Origin of the sequence: Actinoplanes sp. NPDC051470, from assembly GCF_040682035.1 — a bacterium.
In the GTDB taxonomy this organism is placed as follows: Bacteria; Actinomycetota; Actinomycetes; order Mycobacteriales; family Micromonosporaceae; genus Actinoplanes.
In genome coordinates this window covers 14,427-39,969 of the sequence record NZ_JBFBAA010000040.1, presented here as the reverse complement: position 1 = coordinate 39,969, position 25,543 = coordinate 14,427, and the positions used below count along the sequence as shown (strand labels likewise).

Annotated in this window: 22 protein-coding genes, 2 tRNA genes and 1 pseudogene; 12 read left to right on the top strand and 13 right to left on the bottom strand. The window is 69.4% G+C overall.

From position 1 onward, the window contains the following. Positions 1-49: 49 nt before the first annotated feature. Together AB0M54_RS42135 and AB0M54_RS42130 are read left to right on the top strand one after the other, a co-directional pair. Positions 50-4,297 carry a hypothetical protein gene (locus AB0M54_RS42135; protein WP_364477950.1) on the top strand — a complete coding sequence of 1,416 codons (4,248 nt, stop codon included), beginning with the start codon at positions 50-52 and terminating at the stop codon, positions 4,295-4,297. 61 nt (positions 4,298-4,358) lie between these two features. Further along, complete coding sequence (locus AB0M54_RS42130; RefSeq protein WP_364477947.1) at positions 4,359-4,877, top strand: aminoglycoside nucleotidyltransferase; 519 nt, start codon at positions 4,359-4,361, stop codon at positions 4,875-4,877. A gap of 616 nt (positions 4,878-5,493) precedes the next feature. On the opposite strand, the gene AB0M54_RS42125 is transcribed toward AB0M54_RS42130, so the two are convergent. The 3 genes from AB0M54_RS42125 to AB0M54_RS42115 all read right to left on the bottom strand — a co-directional run bounded on the left by AB0M54_RS42125 (position 5,494) and on the right by AB0M54_RS42115 (position 7,313). Continuing rightward, a tRNA-His gene (locus tag AB0M54_RS42125) sits at positions 5,494-5,569 on the bottom strand. Between the two features lie 95 nt (positions 5,570-5,664). Beyond that, a complete protein-coding gene (orn, locus tag AB0M54_RS42120) occupies positions 5,665-6,255 on the bottom strand; it encodes an oligoribonuclease (protein ID WP_364330187.1) in 591 nt (196 codons plus the stop codon). Positions 6,256-6,611: 356 nt separating this feature from the next. Then, the gene (locus AB0M54_RS42115; protein WP_364330185.1) at positions 6,612-7,313 is read right to left on the bottom strand and encodes a GAP family protein; all 702 of its coding nucleotides are present in this window, start codon (positions 7,311-7,313) and stop codon (positions 6,612-6,614) included. Positions 7,314-7,413: 100 nt separating this feature from the next. Here AB0M54_RS42115 and AB0M54_RS42110 point away from each other — a divergent pair, with 100 nt between their 5' ends. The 3 genes from AB0M54_RS42110 to AB0M54_RS42100 are packed head-to-tail and all read left to right on the top strand — an operon-like array spanning position 7,414 to position 10,276. Beyond that, a complete protein-coding gene (locus AB0M54_RS42110; protein WP_364477944.1) occupies positions 7,414-8,727 on the top strand; it encodes a serine hydrolase domain-containing protein in 1,314 nt (437 codons plus the stop codon). After that, the gene (locus AB0M54_RS42105) at positions 8,724-9,629 is read left to right on the top strand and encodes a histidine kinase (protein WP_364330179.1); all 906 of its coding nucleotides are present in this window, start codon (positions 8,724-8,726) and stop codon (positions 9,627-9,629) included. The genes AB0M54_RS42110 and AB0M54_RS42105 overlap by 4 nt, the downstream gene beginning before the upstream one ends. Next, positions 9,626-10,276 carry a response regulator transcription factor gene (locus tag AB0M54_RS42100; RefSeq protein ID WP_364477941.1) on the top strand — a complete coding sequence of 217 codons (651 nt, stop codon included), beginning with the start codon at positions 9,626-9,628 and terminating at the stop codon, positions 10,274-10,276. Before AB0M54_RS42105 ends, AB0M54_RS42100 begins: the two co-directional genes overlap by 4 nt. 53 nt (positions 10,277-10,329) lie before the next feature. Here the strand turns inward: AB0M54_RS42100 and AB0M54_RS42095 are convergent, their stop codons facing one another. From AB0M54_RS42095 to AB0M54_RS42085, 3 genes are all read right to left on the bottom strand, one after another. Further along, entirely contained in the window at positions 10,330-10,791 is a 462-nt protein-coding gene (locus AB0M54_RS42095; protein ID WP_364477938.1) for a hypothetical protein, read from the bottom strand. A 51-nt stretch (positions 10,792-10,842) separates the two neighbouring features. Next, positions 10,843-12,078, bottom strand: a complete 1,236-nt coding sequence (locus AB0M54_RS42090) for an Ig-like domain-containing protein (RefSeq protein WP_364477935.1) — start codon at positions 12,076-12,078, stop codon at positions 10,843-10,845. 111 nt (positions 12,079-12,189) lie between these two features. Then, a complete protein-coding gene (locus AB0M54_RS42085; protein WP_364477932.1) occupies positions 12,190-13,425 on the bottom strand; it encodes an Ig-like domain-containing protein in 1,236 nt (411 codons plus the stop codon). Positions 13,426-13,589: 164 nt separating this feature from the next. Here AB0M54_RS42085 and AB0M54_RS42080 point away from each other — a divergent pair. Beyond that, positions 13,590-13,662 (top strand) — tRNA-Lys (locus AB0M54_RS42080). A gap of 254 nt (positions 13,663-13,916) precedes the next feature. On the opposite strand, the gene AB0M54_RS42075 is transcribed toward AB0M54_RS42080, so the two are convergent. The 3 genes from AB0M54_RS42075 to AB0M54_RS42065 all read right to left on the bottom strand — a co-directional run bounded on the left by AB0M54_RS42075 (position 13,917) and on the right by AB0M54_RS42065 (position 16,877). Next, positions 13,917-14,333, bottom strand: coding sequence for a hypothetical protein (locus tag AB0M54_RS42075; protein WP_364477929.1), 417 nt, complete (start codon positions 14,331-14,333; stop codon positions 13,917-13,919). A gap of 540 nt (positions 14,334-14,873) precedes the next feature. Next, complete coding sequence (locus AB0M54_RS42070) at positions 14,874-15,608, bottom strand: dienelactone hydrolase family protein (RefSeq protein ID WP_364477927.1); 735 nt, start codon at positions 15,606-15,608, stop codon at positions 14,874-14,876. Between the two features lie 354 nt (positions 15,609-15,962). Next, positions 15,963-16,877 carry an aminoglycoside phosphotransferase family protein gene (locus AB0M54_RS42065; RefSeq protein WP_364477924.1) on the bottom strand — a complete coding sequence of 305 codons (915 nt, stop codon included), beginning with the start codon at positions 16,875-16,877 and terminating at the stop codon, positions 15,963-15,965. A 295-nt stretch (positions 16,878-17,172) separates the two neighbouring features. On the opposite strand from AB0M54_RS42065, the gene AB0M54_RS42060 reads away from it, so the two are divergent. Continuing rightward, on the top strand, positions 17,173-17,412 hold the full coding sequence (locus AB0M54_RS42060; protein WP_364330542.1) for a CPCC family cysteine-rich protein: 240 nt from the start codon (positions 17,173-17,175) through the stop codon (positions 17,410-17,412). Between the two features lie 64 nt (positions 17,413-17,476). On the opposite strand, the gene AB0M54_RS42055 is transcribed toward AB0M54_RS42060, so the two are convergent. Beyond that, on the bottom strand, positions 17,477-17,767 hold the full coding sequence (locus tag AB0M54_RS42055; RefSeq protein WP_364477921.1) for a hypothetical protein: 291 nt from the start codon (positions 17,765-17,767) through the stop codon (positions 17,477-17,479). Positions 17,768-18,120: 353 nt separating this feature from the next. Here AB0M54_RS42055 and AB0M54_RS42050 point away from each other — a divergent pair, with 353 nt between their 5' ends. From AB0M54_RS42050 to AB0M54_RS42040, 3 genes are all read left to right on the top strand, one after another. Next, positions 18,121-18,909 carry a tetratricopeptide repeat protein gene (locus tag AB0M54_RS42050; protein WP_364477918.1) on the top strand — a complete coding sequence of 263 codons (789 nt, stop codon included), beginning with the start codon at positions 18,121-18,123 and terminating at the stop codon, positions 18,907-18,909. Positions 18,910-19,055: 146 nt separating this feature from the next. After that, on the top strand, positions 19,056-19,595 hold the full coding sequence (locus AB0M54_RS42045) for a hypothetical protein (RefSeq protein WP_364477915.1): 540 nt from the start codon (positions 19,056-19,058) through the stop codon (positions 19,593-19,595). A 726-nt stretch (positions 19,596-20,321) separates the two neighbouring features. Then, on the top strand, positions 20,322-21,026 hold the full coding sequence (locus tag AB0M54_RS42040; RefSeq protein WP_364478039.1) for a DUF6082 family protein: 705 nt from the start codon (positions 20,322-20,324) through the stop codon (positions 21,024-21,026). A 1,051-nt stretch (positions 21,027-22,077) separates the two neighbouring features. On the opposite strand, the gene AB0M54_RS42035 is transcribed toward AB0M54_RS42040, so the two are convergent. From AB0M54_RS42035 to AB0M54_RS42025, 3 genes are all read right to left on the bottom strand, one after another. Then, on the bottom strand, positions 22,078-22,317 hold the full coding sequence (locus AB0M54_RS42035) for a hypothetical protein (protein WP_364477912.1): 240 nt from the start codon (positions 22,315-22,317) through the stop codon (positions 22,078-22,080). Positions 22,318-22,482: 165 nt separating this feature from the next. Continuing rightward, on the bottom strand, positions 22,483-22,719 hold the full coding sequence (locus AB0M54_RS42030; protein ID WP_364478041.1) for a hypothetical protein: 237 nt from the start codon (positions 22,717-22,719) through the stop codon (positions 22,483-22,485). Then, complete coding sequence (locus tag AB0M54_RS42025; protein ID WP_364478036.1) at positions 22,610-22,996, bottom strand: AAA family ATPase; 387 nt, start codon at positions 22,994-22,996, stop codon at positions 22,610-22,612. The genes AB0M54_RS42030 and AB0M54_RS42025 overlap by 110 nt, the downstream gene beginning before the upstream one ends. Positions 22,997-23,088: 92 nt before the next feature. On the opposite strand from AB0M54_RS42025, the pseudogene AB0M54_RS42020 reads away from it, so the two are divergent. Both AB0M54_RS42020 and AB0M54_RS42015 read left to right on the top strand, forming a co-directional pair. Next, a pseudogene (locus AB0M54_RS42020) lies at positions 23,089-23,739 on the top strand (response regulator transcription factor). A gap of 650 nt (positions 23,740-24,389) precedes the next feature. Then, the gene (locus tag AB0M54_RS42015; RefSeq protein ID WP_364478033.1) at positions 24,390-25,520 is read left to right on the top strand and encodes a M23 family metallopeptidase; all 1,131 of its coding nucleotides are present in this window, start codon (positions 24,390-24,392) and stop codon (positions 25,518-25,520) included. Positions 25,521-25,543: the final 23 nt, after the last annotated feature.

Genomic DNA, 25,543 nt, shown 5'->3' with positions numbered 1-25,543 from the left:
CCGTCCGTTTGACCACTTTGGTGGCATTTCGGTATGTATGGTCCTCGCAGTGACACCCGAGAAGGGGGAGAAGCTCATGCGGGCGCTGCGCACGATCCTCGGCATGCTGTTGCTGCTCATCGGACTTCCGGCACTGCTCATCGGGGCAGGCTTGTGGTCCGCCATGCAGCACCGCGACGCGGGTGGCGCGTTCAGCGGGCCACTCCAGACCATCACCACCAGCGGCCACGCCATCGTCGTCGACGACGTGGACGCCCTGCTCCGCACGGACGCGCCGTTCGCCCGCCTGGGCAACGGCAGCCTCCGCCTGGCCGCCAGTTCCTCCGGCGCCCCCACCTTCATCGGCCTGGCCCCCCGAGCCGACGCCGCGCGCTACCTCCAGGGCGTGCCGCGCTCCGTCGTCGGCACAGTAGACATCGGCACCGGCGCCCTGCCGGTCAAGACCGCTCGCGTCGCCGGGACGAAGGCCCCCGCGAAGGTCCCCGCCGCCGAGACCTTCTGGCTGCGGGCCGGCCTGGGCACCCTCGACTGGAACCCCGCCGAGCTCGAAGGCCGCCCGTACAGCCTGGTCATCATGAACCGGGCCGCCGAGCCCGGCCTCCAACTGACCAGCGCCGTGTCGCTGAGCCCTCGCTGGCTCAACTCGAGCACCTGGGCCCTCCTCATGCTGGGCAGCCTCACCCTGATGTCCGGCCTGATCATCATGGCTTGGCCCGGTCGCCGCCGCGAGATCGTCTACGTGGTCGAGCCCAGCCAGGTCCCCGACCTGATGAAGGCCATCGGCGCCCCCCTGTCCCTGACCCGCCAGGGCGGCCGCCACGCCGCCACCGGCCGCCCCCGAACCCTCGCCGACACCCCATCACCCGCGGCTGCTCCTTCCTTGACCCCCGCCGCTTCTCCCGCTTCCTCTGCTTCCCTTGCGACCGCGGCCTCCATGGCCGCCTCCTCCGCGGCCGTAGCCACCACCGCCGGCCTGGCGTCCGTTGCCGCCTCCGCGTCCCGCTCAGCCACCGCCCTGGCCGAGCCACCCGCATCCCAGCCGTCGTCATCCGCCTCTTCTTCCACCGCGGCCTCTTCTGCCGTGGCCTCTCCTGCTTCTGCGGCCTCGCCCGCCCCGGCCACCGTGCCGATGGGATCCTCGATGGACAGGCCCGGCCCGACCTGGCCGCCCGCCGTCCCCCCATCCGCCGCGGCCTACGCGGCAGCAACCGCCCTCCCACCCCGCCCCGGTTCCCACCGAGCTCCCGCCCCCGGCGCCAAAACCCCGGCCCCCGGCGAGCCCTTGGAGTTCTTCGGCAGCGGAAGCACCTCAGCATCCGGCCTCCCACCCATGGCCGGCCTGGTAGGCGCCCCCGGCCCAGCCGCAACCACCACCCGCGACCCGCTGTTCACCCGCCCGTCCCGCCGCAAGCCCACCCAGCCCGACGACACCGCCCCCTTCGAGGCCTCCGCCGTAGGTGCCTGGGTAGCCGAAACAGCAGCCGCCCGAGCCCGCGAAACCGAGGCCCGAGCCGCGGCCGCCCTGGCCCGCGAACGCCGCAACGCCGCAACCGAGGACGCAGCAGCCGCCGCCGCAGGCGCCTGGGAGGCAACCGGCCTACGCCGAGCCGAAACCCGCAAGGTAGGCCTGACCCTCCCGCCCACCGCGACTCCCACTCCCGCCTCCGCGTCCCCGTCACCGGCCGAGCCCACGCCCGCCGCAGCCGCCACCGACTTGAAGCCCGCGGCTGCCGCCACTGACCCGAAGCCCGCGGCCACCGACTCGAAGCCCGCGGCAGCTCCCACCGGCCTCAACCCCGCTGAGCTTTCCACCGCCTCCGCCGACAAGCTGAAGCCCGCAACGGCCTCGACCAAGCCGCAGTCCCCGGCAAACCCGGCTGAGCCCAAGCCGGTCGCCCCGCCCGCCAAACCGGCCAATACTCCGGCCTCCACCAAACCTTCACCGACTGAACCGCCGGCCCCGCGCCGCGAGTCAACGCCGACCACAGCCACATCCACGGCGCCCGCCGCCAACGCGAAGCCGTCCACCTCCTCCGCAACGCCCACGCCCAACGCAGAGCCGGCGAAGGCCTCCGCAACGCCCGGCGTGGAGCTGGCCAAGGCCTCCGCAACGCCCGACGCGGAGCCGGTCGACGCCTGGGCAGCCGCAACAAGCGGCTCAACCTCCGCCGCCTCAGCCGGGACGTCCACGAACGGCCCGAAGCCGGTCACGCCCACCAATCCCGCCGCGCCCACCGCAACACCGCAGCCCGCCACGGCGTCTGCCAAGCCAACGGGCTCCGACACCAAGCCTTCAGTGACTGAAACACCGTCACCGCGCCGTGAGGCCACAAAGCCTTCGCAGTCCAAGGCGTCAACGGCTGCGCCGTCCACGACCACCGCGCCGGCGGCATCCACAGCCACGACGTCGACGGTTCCGCAGTCCGCAGCCGCTTCGCGGCCGGGCTCGCAGTCCGCGAAGGCCACGCCGACGCCAGCGTCCACGAGCGTCACGCGGACGCCGACGCCGTCTCTGGCGAAGGTCGCTGATCGCGCTGATAGCAACGGCGGGGCGGCATCCGGAACGGCGACCAAGGAGAGCGAGCCGACGGTTGGCGCTGGCTCTGAGCAGTCGGCGGATGTGCCCTCCAAGGGTGACCCCGCGGAAGGCGGCGCGAAGCAGTCGTCGGGTTTCGCTCGATTGCTCGCGTCGTTGTCGGCGCCGCCGACGCTGCCTGGGCAGACCTCGGCCGCTCCGAAGCCTGCCGCAGGCTCGGACCGTAGCGGGCAGCCATCCGCGACGACACCCGCCCGCACGGACGACACGACGGGCGACAAGCACCAGCCCATGACACAGCCTGCTGCACCGTCCATGGCCAAGCTCTCGCCGTCCGAGCGCACGACCAAGCTCTCACCGTCGAAGTCGGACGGCGAGATCGCCGCCCTACGCCAGGGCGCGGCGGACGCAGCCGCCCTCCGCGCGGCGATCGGACTCCCGAAGAAACCCACCAACTCACCCGCCGCGGGAACCGGACTGGCCACACCAGGATCGGCGTCAGAGGCGTCGCGGGCGTCGGCATCCGCCTGGGCGTCGGCATCGCAGCCCGGCGCGGCCCGGCCTGGAACGACTTCCGCGCCCACGGCGAACGCCCCGACGGCGACGAGGCCGTCAGCCCCGGCGTCCTCGGGTGGGTCGGCGTCACCGCGTTCCGCGCTCGGCGGTGCTGGTCGTTCGCTGCTGAGCGCGGCGATGGCCCGCACCGGACAGCCAACCGCAGGCAAGACCGCACTGGAGCGGTCGGCTCAGCAACCTGCCGCGAGCAGCGCGGCCGGAACGTCGGCCCGGCAACCCGCTGCGAAGGACGCGGCCGGAACCCCGACCCTTGGCAGCACATCGGAACCGGCGGGCACGAACGACGCGCCCGGCGGGTCGGCCACGAAGCCGGGGGAGCAGGGTGCCGCCAAGGCCGGACCGGCTGCCGCGAGCGCCCAGTCGGTGCCGTCACAGGCTGTCGGCTCGGAGGCGGGCGATGACTCGGCCGGGGGTGGGGCGGCCCGGTCGAGCCGGCCCGTTACCCCTCCGACCGGATCTGCTGGTAGCGCTGCCTCGGCGGCCGGTGTGGTCGGCGCGAGTATCGGTTCGACGCACTATCGGGATCTGACCACGGTGGCCGCCAAGCCTGCGATCGCCGAGGCGGAGACCGCGACCGCTCCGGCGCCCGCCCCGCCGAGGCCCACACCGACGCGGCCCACTGTGCCGGCGCCGTCCAGGCCTACCTCGCCCAATCGCCCGGTGGCTCCTGAGCCGGCCCCGAGCCGCCCGGCCGCCACGAAGACTCCGTCCCGGAACTTGGCAGCTCCGAGCGGCTCTGGGGCGGCTGAGGTAGGCGGGGCTTCGGCCGCCGCGGAAACTCCAGCCCGGAACTCGGCAGCCCCGAGCGGGCCCGGGACGGCTGAGGAAGGCGAGGCGTCGGACGCCAAGGCAAAGCTGGCCGCGGGGGCGCCGGCGCGAGCCGCTGCCACGGGAAATGACGTCGAGGCGGGCGCTCCCACCCGGGATGAGCTCAACGCGCTCGGCCGGCCGGGCTCGTCGCTGCGGCGGGACTACCCGGCCACGGGAAAGTCCGCCGGCAAGGGCAACGACACCGCCAAGAGCAGCGGCCCCGGCAAGAGCGAGGGCGCGGGCGCCGGCAGGAGCAGCGAGGGCGGGCCGGACGACAAGCAGAGCGCCGCGGCTCGGCTCTCGGGGTATCAAGCTGAGGCGGCCAAGCTTCTCGCCGGGTCTCGGCTCGGCCGGAAGAAGCCCAAGACCGACTGACATCCAAGATCGACGAGGGCCGTCCCACCACGGGGGCGGCCCTCGTCGCATGCTGGGCGGCATGCACACGATGTCCGCGGCCGACGCGGTGGATCTGCTGCGTTGCCTCGAAGCTCATGATGTGCCGGTCTGCCTGGGTGGCGGCTGGGCCGTTGACGCGCTGCTGGGTGAGCAGACCCGCGAGCACTCCGACCTTGACCTCTGGGCGCCCGCCGCCCGGCTGGAAGGGCTGTTCGCGGGCCTGGCCGAGGCCGCCGTCGACCGGGTCTACCCGTGGCCGGGCGACCGGCCCTGGAACTTCGTCCTGCACGACGGCGCTCGCCGGCGGGTCGACCTGCACCTGTACGAGCCTCGCCCGGACGGCGACCTGCACTACGGCTCGGCGCTCGACGGGGTCGGCTTCCCTGCAGCGGCCGTGGCCGGCCGTGGCCGCATCGCCGGCACGGAAGTCCGCTGCGAAGCCCCCGAATGGTCGCTCCGGTGGCACACCGGCTACCCGCCACGCCCCACCGACCATCACGACATGTCAAGGCTGTGCCGACGCTTCAACTTGCCGCTGCCAGAAGATTTCAGCGACTGAAACGCGGTTGGTCGCACTCACGCGAGACCCGCGTTCACGGCCTGTAGTCCCGCCAAGATCGCGGAGTGTCACGTCGCCCCGCCGCTGCGCTTGGAAACCCGCCGCCCGTACTCAAGCACCTATGTGAGGATCCGCCGCTGATCGACGAACACGTCAGGCTCGCCAATGAACATGTCCGCAGAGCACGCCCCATACGCGACGTTGAACGTCGCCAACCGGTACAGCCACTGCCCACCGCTCGTCCTCTGGAGATAGCGATAGTTGATCATCCACCGTGCCCACTGGCCGGGCCCGAGCCGCGCGGCCGGAGGATGCTGCCGCCGCCGGAGCATGAAGAAGTCGCCGCCTTGATCCGCAGTCGGCCATCACCCTCAGTAAGCAGAAGCTCGCTCTCATGCTCGGACCGTCGCATCGGCGGCACCACGTCCCGTGACGACGAGGAGGATAGACCCGCCACCACCGTGAACCCGACGGGGCAGGCGTTGCGCAACGCCGCCGCCGGCCCGCCGCGCGACCGCTTGGACCATGACGTACGCACCCGCTGCACGATCGCATCCACCGGACCGCCCCCAGAGACGCCGAAAGGGCCCCCGTGCAAAAGGGGCCCTCTCGAAGATGGGGTGACCGACGGGACTTGAACCCGCGACCCCCGGGACCACAACCCGGTGCTCTACCAGCTGAGCTACGACCACCATCGCGGCACGCGGAACCGAATCCCACGGCGCCGGACCATCATAGCCACACGCCACCGGCCGCCGTCGACCGGGTTTGGGAGTGGCGACGTGACCTACAACTCGGCAGCGATCGCCTTCGCTTGCTCGACGTCGGGTCCGGGCGGTGGCACAAAGATCGTGCGACGGTAATATTCCAGCTCACGGATGCTCTCGCGGATGTCGGCGAGCGCCCGGTGGGCGAGCCCCTTGGCCGGCTGACCGAAGTACACGCGCGGGTACCAGCGCCGGGCCAGCTCCTTGATCGACGAGACGTCGATCATGCGGTAGTGCAGGTAGTTGTCGAGCGTCGGCATGTCCCGGGCGAGGAAGCCGCGGTCGGTCGCGATCGAGTTGCCGCACAGCGGGGCGGTCCGCGGGTTGGGCACGTACTGCTTGACGTACGCGAGAACCGCTTCTTCGGCCTCGGCCATCGTGACGACCGAGCTGCGCACCTCTTCGGTCAGCCCGGACTTGGCGTGCATGTTGCGCACCACTTCGGGCATCGATTCGAGCGCGGCCTCGTCGGCATGGATGACCAGGTCGACGCCCTCGCCGAGCACGTTCAGCTCAGGATCGGTGACCAGCGCCGCAACCTCGATCAACTTGTCTTTGCCGAGGTCGAGGCCGGTCATCTCACAGTCGATCCACACCAGAAGATCCGCCACGCCGTTCAGCCTAGTACTCGCCGGTCCCGGCGTGCGGCGCCTACTTCTTTTGTCCGTTTCGGGCAGGGACTTCCTAGATGCGCGTTCGCCGGATAAAGTGGCGCTTAACGGACGAAGCCCCCCTTCGGTTACTCCGTTTCCCCGGTAAAGGGCCCTCCGCGTCGGCAGCGCGGAGGGTTCTTTCGTTGTTTCCGCGAAGATCCCAAGATCAAATTCCACCGCCTTGGGTACGCCCGACGCCCTACCCCAACCGCAACACCGGAGCGACGTGGCACTCCGCGACCCAGGCGACAGCGCAAGGCCGTGAACGCGACTTTCGCGTGAGTGGTCACCCGAGCCGCGCTGCTCGTGGCGGGTCAGGATCCCAGGAGCTGCGGGAACCAGAGCCGGGCCGCGGCGTCCCGGGCGACCAGGAACCCGGCGATGCCGAGCGCCCACGACAGCATGGCCCCGCCGCTGCGGAGGGCCCAGGCGTTGAGCCGCGCCAGCAGCCGGTCGATCCAGGCCGGCCCGAACGCGCGGAGGGCATAGAGCCCCAACGCCGGCAGGACCATGATCAGGCAGTACGCCCCCAGCAGCGGGACCACGGTGTACCAGGCCAGACCGGCCGTGGCCAGCAGCCCGATCGCGCCCAGGTAGGGGAGCATCGTGGCCACCTCGGCCAGCGCGGCCAGCAGGGCCAGCCCGGTGAGGCGGCCGGCGGCGCCCAGGGTGGCCCGCTCACGCCAGCGGGCGATCGCGGCGGCGGTCTGGGTCTTGCGGCGGTCGACCCAGAAGCTCAGGGCGAAGAGGACGACACCGATCGCCAGCTGCACGATCAGGAACGGGCGGCTGACCGTGACGCCCTCGAAGGCGCCGGCCAGGCGGCTGCCGCCCAGGGCCAGCCCGGCGCCGACGACGAAGTAGAACCCGGCGATCGTCGCGAGGTAGCCGAGGAACTTCGCCGCCGGGATGCGCGTGGGGGCCAGCAGCAGCCAGATCGGGATGAACAGCGTGCCGATGCTGGTGCTGTCGATGATCGCGAGGACGGCCAGCGACAGGATCAGAACAGCGCTCATGACCAGACATCTTGGCAAGAACCGCCTACTACTTTCGTCTAGGAATGGCGGCGACGATCGTCAGATTCGTGCGACGTTCGCCATCCCTAGCGTCGGTGACATGCGAATTCTGCTCAGCCTGGTCGGCGTCCTGGCCCTCCTTCCCGTGCCGGGGAACAGCGCGCCGGCGAACAACGAGCCCGGTCTGGCCTATGTGGTGACCAAGGGCGACGGGGTGGTGCGGGTCGTCGGCGAGGGTCGTGACTCGAACGGCGACCCGGTCGGTCCCGACACCCCGATGCGGGTGGCATCGGTGAGCAAGTCGTTCACCGCCGCGGCCGTGCTGACGCTGGTCGACGAGGGCCGGGTCGCGCTGGACCGGCCGGTGGCGAGCTATCTGCCGGAGTTCCGGATGGCCGACCCCCGCGCGGCCTCGATCACCGTGCGTCAGCTGCTCAACCAGACCTCGGGCCTGTCCGACCGGACGGTCGACATCGACGCCACCCAGGAGGCGCCCGACCTGGCCGGCTATGTCGCCGCGCTGCGGACCGGCCGCCTGGCCCGGACGCCGGGCACGGACGGGGAGTACTGCAACGTCAACTACGACGTCGCGGCGCGGCTGGTCGAGGTGGTGGACGGGCGGCCCTTCGCCGAGGCGATGCGCGGGCGGATCTTCGGGCCGCTGGGCATGACCCGCAGCAAGGTCGGCGACACCCCGGCGAACGGCTACAACTCGGTGTTCGGGGTGTGGGTCGAACGGCGTGAGCTGCCCGCCTTCCGCGGCGGCGCCGGCGGGGTCGTCACCACGGCCGCGGACATGGGCCGGTGGCTGATCAGCCAGACCGGGCACGGCCCCCGGATCGTGTCGGCGGCCGGCCTGCGCGAGATGCACACGCCGGGACCGGCGGCCGGCACCTACGCCATGGGCTGGGGCGTCGAGCACGCCGACGGCCGTACGCTGCTGGTGCACTCCGGGAACCTGTTCACCTACACGGCCGTCGAGGCGATCGACCCGGCCACCGGCGAGGGCTGGGCGGTCATGACCAACAGCGCTTCGCCCGTCGACCGTACGTACGACCAGCTGCTCGCCCTGGCCGGCGGCCGGGAGCCCGAGCTGAACTGGCGCCCCGGGACCCTCGAGACCGCGCTGGGCGTGATCGCGCTGCTGGCCCTGGGTCTCGGCGTGCTGGGCGTGCTGCGGGCCCGTCGCTGGCGGGGCCGGACCTGGCGCCTGGTGCCGCTGCTGGTTCCGACGGTGGTCCTGGCGACCTGCCCGCTGTGGATGTCGGTCCTGATCGGCCGCACGGTCACCTGGGCCCAGATGACCTACTTCCCGGTGCCGCTGACCATCACCCTGGCCGTGGCCGCGCTGGCCGGCCTGGCCACCGCGGCGGCCCGGGTGCTGGTCCGGCGATCGGTAGGGTCGGCCCGGTGAGGAACGGACTTCTGCTGGTCGCCCTGTGTGGCGCGGTCGTGGCCAACGGCCTGTTCCTGGACGCCATCCCGCCGTCGCGGCAGGCGCTGTTCCTGGCCCTGGGCATCCTGGCCTACCTGCACGGGCGCTACCTGCCGGCCCGCCGCGGCCCGGCCCTGATCGGGCTCTGCGCGGTGCCCGCGGCGGCGGTGGCGGTGTGGTCGGTCTCGACCGCGGTCGGCGCGGTGTTGGCGCTCGTGGTCTTCCTCGCCCTGCCGTGGCTGCTCGGGCACTTCCAGCTGGGCCAGGCCGGACGGGTGGCCCAGCTGGAGCGCGAGCAGGAGTTCGTACGCCTGCGTGAGCGGGCCCGGATCGCCGCCGACATGCATGATTCGCTCGGCCACGACCTGGCGCTGATCGCGTTGCGGGCCGGCGCGCTCGAGCTGGCGGCCGGGATGACCGACGCCAACCGGGCGGCGGCCACGCAGCTGCGTGAGTCGGCGGTGTCCGCCACCGACCGGCTTCGCCACACCGTTCATCTGCTGCGGGAGGCCGGTGTCCCACCGCTGCCGTCGTCGCTGTCCGAGCTGGTCGACGGGGCCTGCGCGGCGGGCATGACGGTGCACGTCACCGGCCCGGATTCGGCCGATCCGACCGTGCACCGGGTGGTGCAGGAGTCGCTGACCAACGCGTCGCGGCACGCCCCGGGCGCCCCCGTCCACCTGGCCGTGACCCAGCAGCCGACCCACACGACGGTGACAATTCACAACCCCGCGAGGGGTACGCCGACAGCGGCGTCCCGTGGCACCGGCTTGGCCGGCCTCCAGGAACGGGTGACCCTCCTGGGCGGCACCTTCGAGGCCGTCCACACCGACGGCACGTTCACCGTGACCGCGACCATCCCGGCCGGTGGGGCCGGATGATCCGCCTGGTCCTGGCCGACGACGAGCCGATGATCCGGGTCGGTGTGCGGACCATCCTGACCAGCGATCCCGGCATCGAGGTGGTCGCCGAGGCGGCCGACGGCCGGGAGGCGGTCGAGGCGGTGCGCCGGCACCGTCCCGCCATCGTGCTGCTGGACATCCGGATGCCCCGCTTCGACGGCCTGGCCGCCGCCCAGGAGCTGGCCGTCATCGCGCCGGAGGTCAAGGTGGTGATGCTGACGACGTTCGACGAGGACGAGTACGTCGCGCGCGCCCTGGCCGTGGGGGCGAGCGGTTTCCTGCTCAAGGCGGCCGACCCGAAGGAACTGATCCTCGGGGTGCGCTCGGTGGCCGACGGCGCCGCGTTCCTCTCGCCGCGCATCGCCCAGAAGGTCATCACCCGCCTCGGCGACGGCCTGGCCCGCGGCGACACCGCCCGGACCCGGATCGCCCGGCTGACCGCCCGGGAACGTGACGTCCTCGTGCTGGTCGGCCGCGGTCTGTCCAACCAGGAGATAGCCAGGACCCTCAAGCTGGCCGAGGGAACCGTGAAAGCGCATGTCAGCGCCATCCTGCTGCGGCTCGACCTGAACAACCGGGTGCAGGCCGCGATCCTGGCCTACGAGGCCGGCCTGGTCACCGGCTGACCGCCGCCCCCGCCGCCGGGAGCAACCGGCTCGGCGATGCGCCTGGGCGTGGCTCAGCCCACCGTGTCGAGGCCACTCTCGCCGCAGATGTCGGACATGTCGGCGGCACTGGCGCTGACCTCGGCCACCGCGTCCGGCTCGTCCTCGGTCCCCACCGCGGCCGTGGCCGTGGCGTACGAGGCGGCCAGCCGCTTGGCCGCATCCGCGATGGGCGCGTCGGCCGTCCCGGAGGCGGCCACGATCGCGTCGACGATGCCGGGATTCATCAGGGTGCCGTCGTTGATCGCCGAGGCCAGGGCCCCGCAGACCACCGTGCCCGGCTCGTCGTCGGTGGCCGAGGGGTCGGTGGTCGAGGGACCGGTGGCCGAGGGGTCGGTGCTGGGCGACATCGCCGGTGACGCCGCCGCGGGCGGGGCGGACCGGGCGCCGGACGAAGACTGCTCGCCACCCGAAGAACAGGCGGCGAGCAGCATCAGAGCGAAAACCAGAGGCACGAAGGCCGGACGTCGCAGCACACCCTCAGACTACGAGCGTTATGCCCGATTAGCCCGACACCGGGCGGAGTGTCAGAGGGCGCTGCCCTTCTTGTACTCGTCCCAGCTGAGGCTCCAGTCGGTCCAGCCGTTGCCCTGCTGGAGCTTGCGCCCGGTGCCCGTGACCGTGATCGGGTCGCCCATCAGCGTGCGGGAGAACAGCCAGGCGCCCATCTTCATCGACACGTTGACACAACCGTGCGAGACGTTCACGCGGCCCTGCACGCCGTCGGACCACGGAGCGGCGTGGATGAATTCCCCGCCCCAGGTCAGCCGCTGCGCGTATTCGATCTTGGTGCGGTAGCCCTCTTCCGGGCCAAGCGTGTCCGTCGTGTCGAAGACGGTGTGCCGCTTCTTCTCCATCACGATCATGGTTCCGCTGGACGACGGCGTGGACTTCTTGCCCAGGCTGACCGGGATGGTCTGCACCAGCTTGCCGTTCTGGCGTACCTGCATCTTCTTGTTCTGGTTGTCGACCGTCATGACGAACGAGCGGCCGACCTTGAGGCTCACGTCGATGTTGGAGCGGCCGTACCAGCCCTTGCCCATCGGCACGCCCTGCAGGTCGGCGTTGTACGAGATCTTGGTGCCGGCCTTCCAGAACACCTTGGGCCGGTAGTGCACCTCGGTCCCGCTGTACCAGTGCCAGGTGCCTTCCTGCTTCGGGGTCGTGGTCACCGGCATGCGGCGCTCGACCTCGGCGCGGTACTTCTCGGGCACCGACCGGCCGAACCGCATGATCAGCGGCATCCCGACGCCCACGGTGTTCTTGCCGCCCAGGAAGCTGGTGACGCGCACCAGGTTGGCCGGCTTCTTCATCACCGTGAAGCTGCTCTCGGTGGTGGTCGTCTTGCCCGCCTGCTCGGGGGCGCTGACCGTCACCGTGTACTTGCCGCCCCAGGCGAGGCCCTTGGCCGGCGTCCAGGTGCCCTTGTCGGTGTCGAGCTTGCCGTCGATCTCCTTGCCGTCGGCGTTCTTCACCGTGACCTTGGTGTTGGCCATGTCCTCGCTGGCGAACTTCACCGGCTCGAGGGCCTTGACGCCGCTCGCGCCGGCGGCCGGCGAGCTGACCGAGACGATGCTGGGCGGGGGAGCGGGCGATTCATTGCCGCCGCTCGGCCCCTCGGCGCCCGGCTTGGCGCCGTCGCCCTCCCAGGAGGGTGACTTGTCGCCGCTGCAGCCGGCCCCGAGCAGGACGGCGCCCGCGGCCACCACGGCCATCGCGTACCGCAGCCCGCGGCGGCGGTTGAGCCGAACCACACTCGTCACCTTGGTCTCCTCATCAGGACGTGATCCCGGCGACCATCCTCCGTCATGAATGCCCGGCCGCCCAGTCCCGCGTGTGCCACCACGTCACGTCACCGGATGATCACGCAAATCTCAACCCAGGTCCGTGGGTACGGGCAGCGCGCTGCCCTTGGCGAACTCTTTCCAGCTGACGTCCCACGGCGTCCAGCCGTTGCCGTAATCCAGCTTGTCGCCGGTGTTCTGGACGGTGACCGGGTCACCGATCAGGGTCTTGTCGAACAGCCACCGCGCGTTCGCCGGCGACATGTTCACGCAGCCGTGTGACACGTTCCTGCGGCCCTGCGCGCCCGCCGACCACGGCGCCGAGTGGATGTACTGCCCCGACCAGGTCAGGCGCTGGGCGTACTCGATGTTGGCGCGGTAGCCGGCCGCGCCGTCGGTGTCGGTGGTGTCGAAGACGGTCGACGCCTTCTTCTCCATCACCACCAAGTTGCCGCTGGACGACGGTGTCGACTTCTTGCCCAGGCTGACCAGCATCGTCTTGATCGTCTTGCCGTCCTGGATGACCGTCATCTTCTTGGTCTTGTCGTCGACCTTCATCTGGAAGTCGCGCCCGATCTTGGCGGTCGCGCTGCGGTCCTGACCGCCGTACCGTCCGCCGCCCATCGGCAGGCCGGCCAGCCCGAGCCGCACGGTCAGCTTGGTGCCCGGCTTCCAGTGTTCCGGCGCGCGGTAGTAGGCCTGGGTGCCGCTCGAGGTCCACGACCAGGTGCCGGGCTGCGGCGGGTCGGTCTTCACGAACAAGCGCTTCTGTACGGCGGCGCGATCGGCCTTCTTGATCCCGGGTGTGAACTCGGCCACCACCGGCATCGCCACGCCGTAGGTGTGGTCGTCGAACAGGTAGAGCCCGGAGCCGGTCTTCTTGCCCGGCTTGGCCATGGTGGTGAACTTCGTGGTGGCGGTCTTCTCGGCGCCCGCCGCATCCGAGGCGACGACCGTGGCCTCGTACCCCACCTTGTTCTTGAGGGGCTTGGCCGGCACGAAGCTGGAGCCGTCCTCGCGCATCTCGCCGGCGACGGCCCCGCCCTTGGCGTCCTTCAACGTGACGGTCTTCACCGTGCCGCCGTCGACCTTGACCCCGATCTCGGCGCTGATCGGCACGTCCGTCTTGCCCGTGGCGGGCGTCACGCTGATCTGGACGTCACCCGCGGGCGCCTGTTCCTGTTGAGCGACCTCGGAAGGGGTGGACGAGGCCGGCGGCGCATCGCCGTTCGAGGTGACCGGCTGCTTGTCGTCACCGCACGCGGCGAGACCCAGCGGGGCGAGAACCGTCACCGCCATGACCGCTATCAGGCGCCTGCTGACCATCCGTGATCCCCGTTCTCGTGTTGTCGCGCGCACATCTTGCCTTACTCAAGCAACTTTCGCTGTCAACCTCTTGGCCCTTATGACGCGTCAGGACTGCCCTGGCGTTGCCCGGTTGGAGTCACGATCTGGGGCCGTGCTAGAGTTTTCCTCGTTGTCACGAGCAAGCGCCGCTAGCTCAACTGGCAGAGCAGCGGACTCTTAATCCGCGGGTTGTAGGTTCAAGTCCTACGCGGCGTACGGGTGATCATGGCCCTGATCAGGCGTTTCGTGCCTGGTCAGGGCCATTTCTTCGTCCCTTGTGGACGAGGCGTGATCCGTGCGTGATCTGGAGGCGCTGACACCTGGCGGCAGCGGGCGGCATTCGCCGCCACGGCGGCCCCAGGTGATCCAGGCCACCCGGGGAAATGGTGGCCGTCGCCGCCCGGATCCGTGGTTCGCGGGGCCCGCGTGCCGTCTCGTTCCCGACGCTCAGGATCGTCCGATCGCGGAGCCTAGGTGCTCTCGGATTCTGGGTCGGTTGCGCCAGTGAGAGGCTGGGCTTGGGTGGCCGTGAGCGCGGAAAAGTCGGACGGTTGGCTGTGGGCGAGCAGCTCTGCGGCTCGGGCCAGCGATGCGATCGATGCATCTCCGCGCCCGGCGGTTACGGTCATTTCCGTAAAGTCAACGTTCAAGTTTCCGAGCTTCTCGTCGTCGTCGGGCCGGCGGACGTGAACCTTGCTGACTTGGTAACGGTCATCGATCGATGACCGGATCCGCGCAACGTCTGACCTGACGTCACCGCTCCCTTCGGCACCGACGTAGATCCGCCGCGACAAGCCGCGAAGGTTGACTGAGTCGAGCGCGAATTCGCTGATCAGTGGCGAGATGTCGTCCCAGTTCGCGGCGGCGCTGTCGGTGCGTCTCTTCAACCTGCGAGCATCGGATGCGATGAATAGCCGCCACGGACCCGCGTCGGCGGTAAGCAGCCGGGTGCTGAGGGGACCAGAAGGAGCCGCCGCCGTTCAGGCCTGCCAGCTCGGACTCGTCTTCCACCTTCCTAGAACTGCCGCGTCGGACGTCCGACGCGGCTCGCCGCTTGCTCACAGACTGCGGATGGAACATGTGTACGACGGCGGGGAGCGGAGTCGCCGTGGGAGAACTCGGCCAGAGAGTGTGTGACTTTCGGTCCTAGTTGGCACTTTTCGGCGGTGGTCGGCACCGATCGCTGACCTAGCGAACCGGGAAGTCACTCCTGCGGCTTCCGACTACCCTCCGTCACAACGTGCGGCTCCACCGATGTCCGGATCTGCCGAAAGTAGTGCGTTCACGTCCGGGCGTGCGGAGCGGAGCCGATCGGTCGAGGCGTCGATTCGAGGTTGGTGGTGAGCGTCTTTGCATCAGCAGTGACGAAAACGTTGCGGGGGCCAGCCCGCCGCTCGGGCAGCCTGACCCCAGAACAACTCGAACGATCAGCTGGTGGTCAGGGTGTTGCCGAGTAGGGACAAGAGGCGGTCCCAGTGGCGTTGCAGCGCGGCCGGGTTGAATGCGTCGGTGTCGGACATGGTGAAGCCATGGATGGTGCCGGGATAGATCTCGGAGGTGTAGCTGACGCCCGCGGCATTCAGGGTCTCGTTGAGCTCCTTAAGAGCCCCAGGGGTTATGTCGCCCTCGGCGTGACCGAAGTGGAGCTGGGCGGTGAGCTTGGAGAGGACATCCGGCCCGTCGGCGCCTACGGGGGCGTGGAATCCGGCCACCGCAGCCACCTGGTCGGGGTAGGCCGCAGCGGTGCGTACCGCCATGAGACCGCCTATGCAGTACCCGGTCACCGCGACCGGTCCGGTACTGACCTCGGGTTGGGTGGTGAGGAACCTGAGATAGGCGTCGGCGTCGCTCAGGGCCCGTTCGGCGGTGTGCGCCTTGATCATGGGCATGAGTCGAGCGAAAATCGCGGGCCGGGCTTCGTCTCCGATGTGCTCGGGAAGCTCGATCACGGGTGTCGGGCCGTGCCGATAGAAGACGTTGGGGACGAGCACGTAGTATCCGTGCTCGGCCAGTTCAGAGGCCATCTGCCGCAGCACGGTCCGGATGCCGAAGCCGTCCGGGTACATCAGCACTGCTGGGCATCGCCCGCTGGCGTCGGGGAGAGCGGCGAACGCGTCGGCCTGGCCGTCTGCAGTGGGGATGTGCAGCGTCTTGGTGGGCATGACTTCTCCTGTCGTCGTTGAGGTCTCGACCTTGATCAACACGACAGAGGTGGAGCCCGCGCAGAAGTGCAGGATTCTCGATCCATAAGCGGGCCGGTACCGGCCCGTACGGCGCTCAGAAGGGCACCGGGTCACCAATCTGTGCGTGGCGTGATGCCGTCCCGGTAGTCATGACTGCATAACTTAGCCGATCGGATGAGGACGGATCCGGCCGCCGGCCCGTGCGTCCGCATCTGCCGCGATCCGCTCGGCGGCATGCCCGTCACGGTGTGAAGTGGGCCTGGTGTTGCTGTTTGTACAGCTGTCATCGGGCAGGCGTTGGCCGATCTCGGCTTCGCTTGGTCAGCTCGGCGATCAGTGTTGTCGCAACTGTGCGATGGCGGCTCGAAGGAAGTCGTCACGCCGACGTGCGGCGTGGGGGCCGTAGGACTCGGTGGGCGTGTTGAGAGCAGCCACGGCGTCCCAGTAGGGGAGGTTGTCGGCCCGCGTGCCGCTGGCCCGTTCCCAGCCCTGCAACACGTGCCTGGGGGCGGCATCGTCGTAGAAGATCGCGACTTGTTTGCGGAGCTCGCCGAGATCCACGCCAGGGTTGCCGACGCCGGCGGTCTTCCAGTCGATCAAGGCGCGGACCCGGCCGTCGGCAACCACCGTGTTGCCGGGCCACACATCGCCGTGCACGAAGACGCCCGGCAGGTCCGGAGCCTTGATCGCCTGAATTTGTTCGTCGGCCAGCTGGAGTAGTGCGGTGGTTGGCATCCGGCCGACTCGGCGGTCGTGGGCGAAGTCGTCAACCGCGATAGGGCGGGGCCGGAGTGGGAGCTGCGGTTGCGGGTCGAGGATGACGGTGTGGACCTGGGCGATTGCGGCGCCTGCCGCCAGAAGCAACTCGGTGGAAGGCGCAGCGGGCCATGTGCTCGTCCCGGGCACGACGGTCTCCAAACTTGCTGATGTCTCAGCCACGCGACCGTCGAGATCGGCCGCGAGCAGGCGGGGAGCTGACAAGCCGTGCTTCTCGGCGACAGTGAGCGCCGCGGCATTCGTCGCAATTTGATCCGGCGAGATACGGCTGCTCGGGAAGCGAAGGACCGCTGAGAATGTCGACCCGTCGGGCGCCATGAGATCGATCCACCACGGGCTTTCCCCGTCGTGCAGAGAACGAACGGCACCGACAACGATCCGACTGCTCAGCTGTGACTCAAGCCAAGCGAGCAGCGGCTCCGAAAGACCAGGACTGCGCTGGTTACCCTTCCCGCACTGGACGACCCTCATACAGGTAGGGCCACCTGTCAAGAGCCCCACCAAGCTGCAGATTCGCGCGCGGTACCGCCCATGAGAAGGCGTGACCTGGTGCGGGATCGGTTCACTCTCAAGTAGCCGCGATTCGCTCGCTGCCCGCCGCTGCACCCGGGACCATCGGCTGGATCCCGGCCATGCCGATGACAAACGCTGCGGAGGGCAGCCATGCCCATCCGCTGCTGGGCGCGCGGCGATGCGAGGATCACGACATGAGTGACCCGTTCATCAACGTGATCCAGCCACCCGAAGGCGGCCCGTATGCCTGCCCTTGCTGCGGGTTGTCACCCTGAGCCAGCGTGGCTACTACGAGATCTGCCCGGTGTGCTACTGGGAGGACGACGGACAGGACGATCATGACGCTGATCAGGTTCGCGGTGGCCCGAACCGCTCAATGAGCCTCTCTCAAGCGCGGCGGAACTTCGTGAGCTATGGCGCCTCAGAGGAACGACGCCTGGCCCACGTTGGTGCGCCACTGGACACAGAAAAGGCGGGAAGCGGGCAGCAGTAGCGGCAGACGCGGGCCATCGGCACCACCCGGCGCACCTGACCGCCGACGGGCCCACAGCGGGTAGCTACCCCGTGGTGGAGAGGCGACGCAGCGCCGGCGGCGCGACGATCCGCAGGGCCGCGTTCTGGTCGGCGCACACGGCGAGCGCATCCCCCAGGGCTTCCCGGGTGGCCACGACCGCGTCGTCGTCGGCGATCGTTGCGGCCTCGTCGAATGCCAGGGTCAGGGTGGTGAGCGGTTTGTCGCGCAACTGGAACGCGCCGTTCACCAGCGGTAGCAGCCGGCGCATGTCTTCGGCCGACAGCGTTCCGACGATGTGGATGGTGTCCTGGTCGTCGGCAAACATTCTGCTCATCACAAGATCGTAGACGGCACGCGCACCGACGGCCCCTATGCGATGGCCTAGGCAGGCTCGAGAGAACCCTCTTACCAATGAGCCTTTTCCAAGCTGATCTTGCAGCTCAGGGCGGGGGCGGCGGGCCCGGTGATCGATGGAGGCGAGGCTCCAGGTAGGACAGCAAATCGACCAAACCCGATGCCCCGACCGGGAGCCTCGCCATCATGGCGTGCCAGGCTGGAACTGCTTAGGCCAGACCAGTCTGGCCTTAAGAGTTTCGGAGACGGTGCGGTCGTCCTCGTTTACCTTGGTCCTTTCCTGGCCGGTGCGGAACGCTGGTCCTGCTGGATCGCGCGGCCGCGGCGCGGCCGGTGGTCGAGGAGGCCATCGCCCTGCTGCGCCGCCCCGGCGAGACCGGCCGCTGCGCTCATCAGTCCGATTTGGCCAAAGCGCTGCTCAACCTCAGCACCGTCCTGGGCCGGCTCGGCCGGCATGCCGAGGCGGTGGCGTCGGCTCGGGAAGCCGTCGAGATCCAGCACGAGCCGGCCATGGACGATCCCGACCGGTACCTCCTGGATTACACCCACGCGACCACCAACTTCGCCCTGGTGCTGTCCCGGGCCGGCTGCCACGACGAGGCGACCACGGTGGCCCAGGAGGCCATCATGCGGTATCGGCGGATGCTCGACTACGGGCCGGACGATGTCCGGCCGTGGTTGCCCGTTGCGCTGACCAACCTCGGCGTGGTGCTGACCGAGCAGAATCGCCACGAGGAGGCCGTGCCGTTCATGACCGAGGCAGTCGAGCGCTATCGAGACCTCGTCGGCACCGACGAGAGCTACCGGGCGAAGTTCGGCGAGTCGCTGTACTACCTCAGTATCGGCCTCGCCGCGATCGGCGACCGCGACTCGGCGCTCAAGGTCAACGAGGCGGCGATCCTCGTGTTCCGTCAGGCTGCGCATACGGATCCGGGTTATCTGCACATGGTTGCCACGGCGCTGGAAACTCACAGCCTGCTGCTTTCGGAGATGGGCCGCCCGGACGATGCGGCCGGGTACGAAGCCGACGCCGCCGAACTGCGCGGGACGCTGCGTCTGCTGCTGTCCGAGGCGGACAACCCGGACGAGGTGGTTCCGCCCCGGACGTCCGGCTCCGGCTAGGCGCGCTCGACGATGCTCGCCAAGACCTCATGGGTACTCCTGCCGGTGCTTGACGGGTGGGGTCGGCGCCCGATCGCCGGACGGCGACCTCAGCGCCTCCGATATTGCCTTGATAACGCCGCGCCGATGCGGATACACAGGGCCGCATGTCCACCGTGCTTATCATCGCCGGGCCACCCGGAGCCGGGAAGTCGACCGTCAGCTCCATCGCTTCTTCGCGTCTCTCGCCTAGCGTCCTGATCCGCGGAGACGCCTTCTTCCGATTTCTGGACCAGGGTGCGCAGACGCCGTGGCTGCCAGAGGCGAAGGATCAGAACCAGACGGTCATCCGCGCCTCGGGTGCGGCAGCTGGGCAGTTCGCGCGGGGAGGATACGAGTCCGTCTTCGACGGAGTCATGGGGCCATGGTTCCTGCCGACCTTCTTCGAAGCTACAGGACTGAACGAGTTGCACTACGCCGTTCTGCTGCCCTCGGTAGAACGCTGCGTGCAGAACGTCACCACCCGTGAGGGCAACCGTGACGACGAGCCCGGTACGCGGCATATGCACAAACAGTTCGAGCAAGCCCGCATCGACGCCCGACACCTGATCATCGACCCAAGAGGGACTCCGGAGGAAATGGCTACAAGCATCTTGTGTCGCTACCGTCAGGGCGCCTTTGCCTATAGTGCTCGAGACGTCACATAGCCCGAGCGACCCATCGTATTGGCGCTGCGCCTAATGCTCGGTCTACCGCGACCCGCGGGGGCGATGGTCTCGTTGTCTCAACTCCGACCCCGCAATTTCCTTGACTCAATACACCGGATATTCAGCAGTGACAGCCGCGCGAATGGACTTGATGATCGCGGCCGATGCACTGATCTACCGCAGATATTGCGCGATACCCGCGCACCGCGGGCCCGCCTCCAAGCGGGGACGCCCGCCGGTGACGTCGGGCTCGGCGGAGTGAATCTTCAGCGGGGGAAACAGCCGGACTTCCACGGGAGCGCCTGGACGGTCAATCGCCTGCTGGACAACGGATACGTCAAACGCGGTTGAGTTGCCGATTGCCGCTACGGGCCAGGCCGTGGCGGCTGGTGTCCTCACTGCGGTGGTTGCTCCGGCCGTCGGTAGAGATCGAGTGGATGGCGGGCCGTCGACATGTCCCGCAATAGCCCGCGAGCCTGGCGCTGCCTGCTACGCTTCTGCTCCCAACTCTCGCGCGCTCGCGTTCGTCTGCGACGCAGCCGCCGAACATACGCCAGAACTCCAGTTCACACCCGGTGAGCCTGTACAAGGTGTCGTCTCTTCCTGTATCCGATCCTTTATGACCCCCAAACAACTGGTCGCCACGCTAGTTCTCGTCGTTACGGCAATCGCCACCCTCGCAGGCGCCGCGTGACCCCATATGCGCTCGCCGCCGCCAGCGAGCTCATGCACCTTGATTGGAAGACCCTCGCCGATATAGGACAGACCTACGGTGGTGCCTCCGCCCTGATCTCCGCCGTAGCTCTCTCCGGTGTTGCAGCGTCCATCGCTTACCAGGTGCGAGCCGTCCGTCAGCAACGCCACCAGGCCGTCCGCGACCAGCAACGGGAACTACTCCTATTACTGGCTAGCGACCCGGAGACGTACGCTCACGCCTTCACGCGGGAACGCGCGGCGATGCACCCGTCGGAATTGCGGCGCGACGTTTATGCGCAGATGTGGCTGCAGTCTTTCTCTTTTGCCTACGAAACTGGACATTTCACCGAGTCGGATATTCGATCCCCGGAAGGCGAGAGCCTCTTCAGCACTGAAGCCTTGAGAAGCCACTGGGCCGGCCACCGAGACGGGTGGATGTCGAGTCCCAATTCAAAGGCTCGACGATTTGCCGAGGCGGGCGAGCCGGCTGAGCACGGCGGGGAAGGCCGCGGCCGCACACAAAGATTAGGTGCGGTCGGCGCAATGGCGGCCGATCGCGGCGGGGCGCTCCACCCGCCGCAGGCAAGCGCGTGTTGGGCCGCAGCCTACGTGCTGCGGCCCACTTGTTCGCGGTGCTCGGGTGTTCTGCCTTCGGTGGGGAGATTGCGCAGCCAGGGGGGACCAGATCGGCGTCCTGACCGTGCAGGTTGTGGGGTGGTTCGATGGCGGCGGTGAGTTCTGGGCGCAGCGGGAACCGGGGCACGGTCGTGGCCCCGGCGTCGGCCTGGCGTGTCCTGGCGGTGTGCGAAGGCCCGCGAGGGTTCCGGATCCAGGTGCGCCGCCACCAGTCGGGTTCCTCGGCGCGCCATCGCTGGTGCCCTGGCAGGCCGACAGCCAGCCTCCGCGCGTAGATGTCGGTGGACCCTGACCGGGTGACTCGGTCGGCGAGGTCACCGACGCCGATGCCCGTCGACCGGGGTCGACGCGGCAAGGTGCAGGCGGGTGTGGGCCAGCTGCCACACGGCGAGGACGTTCTCCACGGCCGGTGGGCTCTTCCCTCACCGGTGGTCTGGGTGCGCATCCACTGCAGGAACGTCAGCAGCCCGTCGAGGTCGCCGCGTCCGGCGCCGTCGGGCGGTGCCTCGAGCGCCGTTCGTTCATCGCTCTGAGCCGCGCCGGTGCTCATGTCCGGCGTTTGGATCCGTTGCTGCCAGCTTGGTTCACCGGCCAGCCAGCACCGGTACCGGCGGTGGCCATCCCACAGCCGGTACCGATACATCGTCGCCGAGTTCGCGGCCAGGCCGTCGGCGACCAACCGCTACGCCGTCGGCGACCTGCGGTGCCAACCGTATGGCGCCTGCGTCTTTGGCGTCTGGGTCGACGTCGCCGTGCCACCGACGGCGTGACCGGCCGGCGTGGACCAGTCAGGTCGGGGTGGATCGGTCGCTTGCACTCAGGTCGGTTGCCGCAGGCGCGGGCGCGTCGCGGGAGTCCGGCTCCCGAGTGTCTGGGCTGATCTCGGCGAGCCAGTCCAGCAGCTTCGGCAGGTTCCGGTTCGGGCCGTAAGCCAGGAACGTTCCGTCTGCGGAGTGACAGCCCATCGCGACGGCCCGAAGCAGTCTGCGGCGGCTATTGACCCGGCTTCTGTGGGCAGTAGTCCTGTCCGGCTCCGTTCGTGTTGCGGATGTGGTGGAGCCTGAAGTACGGCGACAGGGATCGACTCATTTCGCGCGCCGCCATGCTGGCCCACGCGCGAAGGTGCGCCGGTGCGGCTGGTCGACACTGATTAGGTGATGGTGTTGCCGGCGCGGGCGAGTTTGAGCCAGCGCGGCACCGGTGTGCGGCTGCCGGCCAGGTCCGTCGTGGTGCCGGTGCGCGTCCGCACGCCGTGGCCGGGGGTGACCATGACCGCCGCGTACGCCGTACCCTCCTTGATGATGACGCCGGCCTTGGCCCACGGGTGGCTCGCGTCCTGGGTGCGCACGTGGGCGACGACCGTGACGTCGCCGGCAGCCGGCTGATGCACGAACTGGAAACCGGTCGGCCGGCCCGGCGTCGGTCCGCGGCGGGACGGTGCTTCCCGACGACTGCAGCACGGCGAGTACCACGATCATGCCCACTGCGGCGAGCAGGCACCACACGGTGGAGCGCACGGTGCGGAACTTCGTCCACTCGGACCGCAGGACCGCTGTCATGCGACCCTCGCGGCGGTGTACTCGGCCCCGTCGCGGGTGAGTTCCAGGTATGCCTGTTCGAGCGATACGCGGTACGCGGTCAGCTCGGAAAAGGGCAGGCCGGCGAGCAGGGCGGTGATCCGCTCACCGGGGAGGCCGGTGACGGTGAGCGTCTCGGGACCGGTCAGCGCGGCCGTGGCGCCGCCGGCGGTGAGGGCGGCCATCGCTTCGGCCGTCCGCGTGGTGCGCAGCACGACCCCGGTCGCCGGGCGCCCGGGCGAGCAGGCCGGCGATGCTGATGTCGGCGACGAGCCGGCCCCGGGCCACGACGATGAGGTGGTCGGCGGTGTCCTCCAGTTCGCTCATCAGGTGGCTGGAGACGAACACCGCCCGTCCCTGTCCGGCGAGCCCGCGCAGCAGCCCGCGGATCCAGTGGATGCCCTCGGGATCGAGACCGTTGACCGGCTCGTCGAACAGCAGCACCGGCGCGTCACCGAGCAACGCAGCCGCGATGCCCAGCCGTTGCTTCATGTCGAGGGAGAAGCCACCGGCCCGGCGCACGGCGGCGCGCTGACCCTGTCCAGCCCGCCCGGCGGACCGACCGTCCTGCGACTCGAACTGCCATGCGCGTAGTCCTCGCCGACGACGCGGTCCTCCTGCGCGAGGGCCTCGTCGCGCTCCTCGTCCGGTTCCACCGCCACGTCGTCGCCGTCGGTGACGCCGCCGCCCTCGCCGCCGCCGTCGACGCCGAACGCCCCGACGTGGTCGTCACCGATGTCCGCATGCCGCCCTCGTACACCGATGAAGGACTGCACGCGGCCGTCGTCCTGCGCGTGCGATACCCGGGCCTGCCAGTGCTCGTCCTCAGCCAGTACGTCGCCACCGCGTACGCCGCCAAACTCCTCGAATCCACCGACGCCGGCGGGGTCGGCTAACTGCTCAAGGACCGCATCCTCGACGTGGCCGAGTTCGTCGACGGCGTCCACCGGGTCGCTGCCGGCGGCTGCGTCATCGACCCCGAAGTGGTCCGGCAACTGCTCACACGCCGCCACGACCCGCTCCGCCGGCTCACCCCACGCGAACGCGAAGTCCTTGCCCTGATGGCCGAAAGCCGCTCCAACGCCGCCATCACTACGGCGCTGACCATCAGCGAGAAGGTCGTCGGCAAACACATCAACGCCATCTTCACCAAGCTCGACCTGCCCGCCGACAGCTCCGACGACCACCGCCGGGTCCGCGCCGTCCTGACCTATCTCCAGCGGAAGGAACCCTGAGCCTAGTCGTGGACGGCGCCGGCGCCTTCGTCGCGCGCTGGTCGCAGCATCTGGCGGCGCACGTGCGCCGGCCGGGTCCCGACCAGGAACGTCTCGGGCTCAGTGGGCCGGTTCCTGCCGTGCGCCGCCGGTAGAAACCGGGGGTGTCGACGAACTCGACCGCCGATGGCCCGTCCGGGTCGATCTCCACCACGAGCCCCTTGTCGAGCAGCCTGATGCTCGACGGCGTTACCGGCAGGGGGCCGGGCGTAGATCAGGTTCGTGACACCCTCACGGCCGTGCGGTCAGCCGCTTGGCTCTGCTCGTGAGTAACGGGTTCTGCCCCGTGAAGAGTGATCGATACTCGTCGTGATCGATCGTTGGGTGGATGGTGTGATGAGGTCATCGGCAGGCTGCTGCCGTATCCGCCAGAGACTAGAGGTCTTTTGAGCTGGGAGGGCGCCGCACTGGTGCTAGCTCTAGCATGGGAGTGGTGCTGGCAGGATCGATCCGCGCCGTCGGTGACGCATAGCGTCACGGATATGCCGAAAGTCAAGGGGATCGCGTCCGGGGTGGACACGCATCGGGTCAGGAGCCGATCGAGAGTTCGTGGCTTGCCGAGGTTGTTCGTGGGTCCGAAGCTGTTGTCGGCCCTGACCGCCGTCGGGTTGGTGCTGATCGCGTCGGGCGTGGTCGCGGCGCCGGCAGGGGCCGGTCCGCTGGCCCCACCTCCGCTCGCCGTGAAGGTCCTGGCCGCGCCGCAGCCGTTGCCCGCCACCGATTGGCGTGCGCATCTGGTGTACGAGATTCTGCTGCGCAACGAAACGGACCACGCGGTCCGGCTCGACCGGGTGGAGGTCCGTGCCGTCACCATCCTGGCTGTGCTGGATGGTGACGCGATCGAGCGGCGGCTGTTTCGCTTCACCGACGACGCATTCAGCCGGACGCTCCCGCCGGGTGGATCCGGCATGCTGCTGCTCGACGTCACGCTGGCACCAGGCGCGCGGGTACCGACCCGTCTGGATCACCGTTTCGGTGTGGCCACCGGCGACGGCGACGGCGTGACCACCTTCACCGGCGCCCGAACCACGGTCGAGCGGCGGGAGCCGCTTCGGGTGAGTGCGCCGCTGCGCGGTGGCAGCATCGCCGTGTTCGGCTGCTGCGGCCCGCCGTTCGGGCACCGGCGGGCACGAGTCGAACTCGACGGCCGCATCTACCTCGCGCAGCGTTACGCGGTCGACCTCGTCCGGATGGACGCCGCGCTGAACACGAATGCCGGTGATCCGACGCGTAATGAGAGCTACTACATCTTCGGCGCCGCGGTCATGGCCGCCGCGCCCGGCCGTGTGCTCGCGGTCCGTGACGGCGTGCCGGAGAACACCCCGCCGGCCTTTCCGCCCGATCTCGGGGACAACGACGTGCTCGGCAACTTCGTGCTTCAGGACCTCGGCGGTGGCCGCACCGCCGTGTACGCTCACCTGAGCACGGGCAGCGTGCGGGTCCGGCCCGGCGATCGGCTTGACCGCGGCCAGGTCCTCGGCCAGGTGGGTAACAACGGCAACTCGTTCCAGCCGCACCTGCACTTCCAGGTCACCGACGCCCCCGGTCTTCCCTTCGGCCTGACCGCCAACGGTGTGCCCTTCGTCTTCGACCGGTTCCGGCTCGACAGCCGCGTCGCCGGATTCGACACCTTCCCGCCGGCACCGGTCAGAATCCCCGTGCCGCCGCCGCACCGGCGCGCAGGAATGTACCCGCTGACCGGTGACATCGTCACGTTCGAACCATCCAGCGATCGGCGGTGAGCAACCGCACGGACGTCCCGGTC